Origin of the sequence: Nonomuraea sp. NPDC049784 (genome assembly GCF_040659615.1) — a bacterium.
Classification (GTDB): domain Bacteria; phylum Actinomycetota; class Actinomycetes; order Streptosporangiales; family Streptosporangiaceae; genus Nonomuraea.
Genome location: NZ_JBFAMX010000665.1, coordinates 1 through 5,360, shown reverse-complemented (window position 1 = coordinate 5,360; position 5,360 = coordinate 1). Strand labels below are relative to the sequence as shown.

At 70.1% G+C, this 5,360-nt stretch carries 5 protein-coding genes; 2 read left to right on the top strand and 3 right to left on the bottom strand.

Annotated features, from left to right (window positions below):
* Nucleotides 1-299: ROK family protein (locus tag AB0J09_RS55155; RefSeq protein ID WP_360710362.1), on the top strand; the 299-nt coding region annotated here is incomplete at its 5' end.
* Between the two features lie 62 nt (nucleotides 300-361).
* On the opposite strand, the gene AB0J09_RS55150 is transcribed toward AB0J09_RS55155, so the two are convergent.
* The 3 genes from AB0J09_RS55150 to AB0J09_RS55140 form a co-directional block, all read right to left on the bottom strand.
* Complete coding sequence (locus AB0J09_RS55150; protein WP_360710360.1) at nucleotides 362-757, bottom strand: DUF742 domain-containing protein; 396 nt, start codon at nucleotides 755-757, stop codon at nucleotides 362-364.
* Between the two features lie 71 nt (nucleotides 758-828).
* Nucleotides 829-1,128 (bottom strand): roadblock/LC7 domain-containing protein, encoded by a 300-nt coding sequence (locus tag AB0J09_RS55145; RefSeq protein WP_360710358.1) that lies wholly within the window; start codon nucleotides 1,126-1,128, stop codon nucleotides 829-831.
* The gene (locus AB0J09_RS55140) at nucleotides 1,125-3,797 is read right to left on the bottom strand and encodes a nitrate- and nitrite sensing domain-containing protein (protein ID WP_360710356.1); all 2,673 of its coding nucleotides are present in this window, start codon (nucleotides 3,795-3,797) and stop codon (nucleotides 1,125-1,127) included. The genes AB0J09_RS55145 and AB0J09_RS55140 overlap by 4 nt, the downstream gene beginning before the upstream one ends.
* 451 nt (nucleotides 3,798-4,248) lie before the next feature.
* Here AB0J09_RS55140 and AB0J09_RS55135 point away from each other — a divergent pair, with 451 nt between their 5' ends.
* Nucleotides 4,249-5,238 (top strand): ABC transporter substrate-binding protein, encoded by a 990-nt coding sequence (locus tag AB0J09_RS55135; RefSeq protein WP_360710355.1) that lies wholly within the window; start codon nucleotides 4,249-4,251, stop codon nucleotides 5,236-5,238.
* Nucleotides 5,239-5,360 lie beyond the last annotated feature (122 nt).

The following is a 5,360-nucleotide window of genomic DNA, read 5'->3' as shown; positions in this document are numbered from 1 at the left end:
TCGCGGCCGCCGACGGGGGCGACCCGATCGCCGCCGAGGTCGTCGACCGGGTCGCCGCCGTCTTCGCCGAGGCGATCGCACCCGTTGTCCTCGTGCTGTCCCCGCACGCGATAGTGATCGGTGGTGGCATCGCCCGGGCCGGCGCGGTCTTGCTGGACGCGATCGCACGGCACCTCGAAGACCTGACCCTCACCCCGCCAAGCGTGGAATTGTCGGAGCTGGCCGAGGGCGCCGTGCTCAGCGGCGCGATCCAGATGGCCCTGGACGAGGTGTGGCGCGACACCCTCGCTGTCTGCTGAACGACCTTGGCGCTGTGGCGCAGGACGGCCGGTCGGACGCCGATGGCGTGGCGCTTGCCTGCTCAGAGCTGTTGCAGCCCGCCGAGCACCCGTTCCAGCAGGCCGGGGTCAGGCCGTCCGCCGGGCAGCCGCGGATGGTGCAGCCGCAGGAGCCCCTCGGCCGCCATGTCGGCGATCAGCACGCGGGCGACCCCGAGGGGGATCCGCAGCACCGCGGCCACCTCGGCCACCGAGCGGACCTGACGGCACAGCTCGCTGATGGCGGCGTACTCGGGGGTGATGAGGGCGAAGGCGTGCGGCGGGGCGTCAGCGGAGCAGACCAGGGCCTCCATCGCCAGCTTGATGCGCGGCGCGGTACGCCCGCCGGTCACGGCGTACGGCCGGACGGGCGAGTCCTGGTCCTGCTCGTCGGGGTCGGCCGGCGGCCGCCAGCCGCCGCCCCAGCGCGGGTCGGTCATCCGCGCTCACCTGGTCTGCCGGGAGCGCAGCGCCGGAGTGAGCACCTGCCCGGCCCGGTCAGTCAGGTGCGTCATCGATGCGCCACCGCGCTCATCTCGCAGTCCGGGGCGGCTGGGACGGATAGGCAGGATCCGTCGCTGGTGACTCCTTCGCTCCTTGAAGAGAGCGGCTTCTCGCTTCTCTCGGCTGAGGTAGCCGGAATAGGCGACGGCCAAGCCCTGACCGACGCCCCTGCAGGGCGCGAGGAAAGCGTATCAGGGAGGACGACGAGGGGCAGCCCGTCGGAGGTGACGACGGCGGCGTGGGCCACGCCGGGAACGGACTGGACGAAGTCGGTGATCAGCCAGTCGAGGTTGTTGTCGCGGGTCATGGGCCTTCCTCGCGGGTCGTGCTCCCTGATGCGAAGGGAGGAATGCTGCGCGTGCTGATCTCGTCGCGTGCGGCTCGGAAGCCCCGCTGGTAGCTGGTCATACGGTCGCGGACCTCCTCGGGAGAGGTCTGCGGGATGGGTGCGACGCCCTTGGGCACCGAGGTGGTGTCGGCGCTGCCGGGCACCAGGTTGGCCTTGGGCACGCGTTTGGGCAGGCCGGAGGCGGTGGTGCCGTCGTTGGCCGGGGAGGCGGCGGCCTCGGCGGCGCTCCACCCGGCGTCCACCTCGGGTGAGCCCCAGCCGCTGTCGGATTTGTCGCGGTTGAACCAGGCCGACTCCACCGCGGCGAAGATCGGTAGGTAGCCGTCGGTGACGGGCTCGTCGGCCGAGCGGTCCAGACGGGCGGAGAGCGGGTCACCGGGGTTGGCGGCCCGGTCGCCCAGACGGCCGGAGAGCGGGTCGCCGGCGACGGGCCTGGCGCCGACGTGGCCGCCGGGGCTCGAGCCGTTGGCGATCGGGCCGCGGAAAGCGGGGTCGGGAGTGGGGGTGCCGCCTCGCAGGACGTCGAATCGCGCCCTGGCCGCGGGCGTGTCGAACGTGCCGTACCAGCCTGCCGCGGGCTCCTCGGGCGCGGGATCGGTGGCGAACGACGGCCAGTCGGCCATGTCCGGCGTGCGCTGGCGCGGCGGCTGGGGCACGGGCGGACGAGGGTCCCAGGAATCGGGGCCGGCGAACGGCCGGCCGAAGGCCGGGCCCGGAGTCGGATAGGCGGGCGGCTGCAGCAGCGCCTCCGGCAGGAACACCGTCGCGGTCAGGCCCCTGGCGTCGTTCTGGCGCAGTTGCACGCGGATGCCGTGGCGGTTGGCCAGCCGGGCGACCACGAACAGGCCCATGCGGCGCGAGACCGAGATGTCCACCGCGGGCGCGCGGGAGAGGCGCTCGTTGGCCTGCGTGAGCTCGTCGGGGACCATGCCGACGCCGGTGTCGGTGATGCTCAGCATGATTCCGCCCCCACCAACGGCGCCGCCGATGGTGCCGGCGGCGACGACCACAGGGGTGGTCTGGGGCGAGAACGACAGCGCGTTCTCCACCAGCTCGGCCAGCAGGTGGATGATGTCGTTCACCGCCTGCCCGGAGACGGCGCTGGGAGTGGTGATCCGGGCCGTGACCCGCTCGTAGTTCTCCACCTCCGACAGGCACGCGCGTACGACGTCGGCCACACTGACCGGTTTGTTCCACCGTCTGGGAGGCTCCTGGCCTGCCAGCAGCAGTAGGTTCTCGTTGTTGCGCCGCATGCGTGTGGCCAGGTGGTCGAGCGTGAACAGGCTGGCCAGCCGCTGTTCGTCCTGCTCGCCCTGCTCCAGCCCGTCGATGAGCTTGATCAGCCGCTGCACCATGGTCTGGCCGCGCCTGGACAGGCTGACGAACATGGCGTTGACGTCGGCGCGCAGCCTGGACTCCTCGCCGGCGAGCCGGACGGCCTCGCGGTGGACCTCGTCGAAGGCCCGGGCGACCTCACCGACCTCGTCCAGGGAGTCGACCCCGATGGGGGCGATGGCCACGGTGGACTCGTCGCCGGTCTCACGCAGCGTGCGCACGGTCCGGGGCAGGCGGACGCCGGCGATGTGCAGCGCCTCCGTGCGCAGCCTGCGCAGGGGCCTGACCAGGGATCGGGCCATGATGGCGGTGGCGATCAGGACCGCGAGCAGCAGCAGGAGGCTGTAGGTCGCGGCCAGGAGCGCCTCGCGGCGAGCGGCGTCCTGCAGCGTGCGGCTCTGCACGATGATCGACTCGCCGAGGCGCCGCTGGACCGTCCATATGCCGTCGACGGTGCCGCTGATCGCCTGGAACCAGCGGTCGGCGTCGTCGCTGCCCTCCGGATCGATGTCGATCCGGTCGCCCTCGGTGACCTGGGCGAGCGCGCGCAGCCTGATCACCTCGGCGCGGTCCACCAGCGTGCCGGTGACGGTGTCGTCGTAGGTCTGCAGCTCGTCCAGCGTGGCCACCGACCGGAACACGGAGATCTCGCTCTCCTGCTGGGCGCGGGCGGCCATGAACCGGTCGAGCTCGCCGCTCTGGAAGCGGCCCACCGAGGCCACCGCCGCGAGCAGGCCGCGTTGCTGCGAGGCGGCGTCGTGCGCCTTGGCCAGGGCCGACAGCGCCCGGACGCTGTTGGCCAGGGCCTCCTGGTCGCCGCCCTGGCTGATCTGGTCGTGGAACTGCTCGAAGGCGTTGATGATCTGGGAGTACTTCGTCAGCGCGGGCAGGGCGAGCAGCTGGGTCTTCAGCACGGTGTCGCGGGTCGCGGCGATCTCCGGCAGGCGGCTGAGCATCTGCTGGGTGATGGTCCAGGCGCTCTCGCCGTGATCGGTGGTGATCACCAGGGCCTTGGCGCGGACGGCGGCGGCCGCCTGGTCGACGGGGGCGAACTGCCCGCGCATCGGCTCATCGCGTTCGGGCGTGCGGCCGGCGGCGATGTAGTAGACCGCGAGGTCCCGTTCGTGGGCGAGCTGGTGTGTCAGCTCGATGACGGCGTCGCCGAGCTCGGCCTTGTCCAGCACGCGCTGGTACTGGCCCGCCGCGGCCCACGAGGTGATGACCTGCTGCGCGCCGACCACGACCCCCACCCCGGTGGGGATGACGATCAGGGCGACGAGACGCGCGCGCACCCGCCAGTCCCGCAGCCGCAGCCTGCGCTTGTGTCTCCTGTGGGTGTGGGCTAACCGAGGACGAGGGCCGAGCGCGGTCGGTTGCTTCGTCACTGGCTCCCCACTCTTTCGCCTGAACGCACGCCGGCATGCGAGACGCGTGATGCGCGCCCGGAGACGAAGAGCAATTTGAGCACACACCGGCGAGCTAGGCCAACCTTACAAAGCACGTGACTCTCATTGGAATGGTTGATTGACCGCTAATCCGGCCCGGCTTCCCCCAATTGCCGAAAAATGGACACTTATGGACAACTCGTGATGATCTTCCAAGTCATGAGTATTGCCATTTCATGGCAATTACCTCAGTCCCTGCTGTACGATCACCGACTGTCCACGTGACTGCTGCCGATTCTCGCTTGTCAGGCGTTCAGCGCGGTCTTTCGGATGCGTGACCTGCCAAGGAGAAACCACAATGGAATCCGGTTCTGCTTTTCGCGCGTTCCTGGCGTTACTTGCCACCACCCTCGTCGCGTGCAGCGGCGGCACCGGCTCCGTCACCAGCGCGGCCCCGTCGGGGCCCCTGGAGAAGACCACGCTGACCATCGGCGTCAGCCCCACGCCCTCCTCCGCACCGGTGTTCATCGCCGACCGCAAGGGGTTCTTCAAGGCCGAGGGCCTGACCATCAAGACAGAGATCATCCAGGCGCCGCAGGCGGTCATGCCGAAGATCCTCAACGGCAGCATCGACATCTTCAAGGGCAGTTACGTCTCGCTGATCAACATCCAGGACAGCGGCGCCGCCAAATTGAAGATCCTTTCAGATAGTTTGCAGGCCGCGCCCGGCATCGCGGGCGTCGTGGTACGCAAGGATTCCCTGCTGCAGACGCCCAAAGACCTCATGGGCAAGACAATCGCGGTCAACTCGCTGAACAACCTCGGCACGATGTCCATGAGCGCGCATTTGAAGGCGCATGAAGTGAAGCCTGAACAGGTGAAGTTCGTGGCCATCGATTTCCAGGCCCAGCTGGCCGCGCTCACGAGCGGTCAGGTGGACGCGGCGTGGATGGTGGAGCCGTTCCTGTCGGCCGCCCAGCAGGCCGGCGCCCGGCTGCTGCTCGACACCAATACGGGGCCCACCGACGCGCTGCCGATCGACGGCTTGGCCGCCACGGATCAGTGGGTGGCCAAGAACCCGAACACCACGGCCGCCTTCCAGCGCGCGGTCGCCAAGGCGCAGCGCCTGGCCGCGACCAACCGCGCCGAGCTGGCCGAGGTCGTCCCGCTCTACACGCAGACGCCCAGGCAGGCGGTGATGACCATGGCGATGGGCACCTTCCCGACCTCGCTCAGCCCCAAGCGCATCCAGCGGGTGGCCGACCTGATGTACGAGTTCGGCTACCTGAAGTCGAAGGTGGACGTGGCCTCCATGGTGGTCCAGGAGCCCGGCCGGTCGGCGGGCTAGCCGGCGCCGTACAGACGCTCGATCGTCTCCACCTGCCTGGCGGCGAACCACGCGCGCTCGCGCACGCCCTGCGACAGGCCGCCGGGCCGCTCCCCGTCGTGCCTGGCGTACTCCTCGGAGAT

What these genes read in the sequence shown, in the direction of transcription:
- AB0J09_RS55145 (WP_360710358.1), bottom strand. Translation starts at nt 1,128, where the DNA reads ATGACCCGCGACAACAACCTCGACTGGCTGATCACCGACTTCGTCCAG.
- AB0J09_RS55135 (WP_360710355.1), top strand. Translation starts at nt 4,249, where the DNA reads ATGGAATCCGGTTCTGCTTTTCGCGCGTTCCTGGCGTTACTTGCCACC.
- AB0J09_RS55150 (WP_360710360.1), bottom strand. Translation starts at nt 757, where the DNA reads ATGACCGACCCGCGCTGGGGCGGCGGCTGGCGGCCGCCGGCCGACCCC.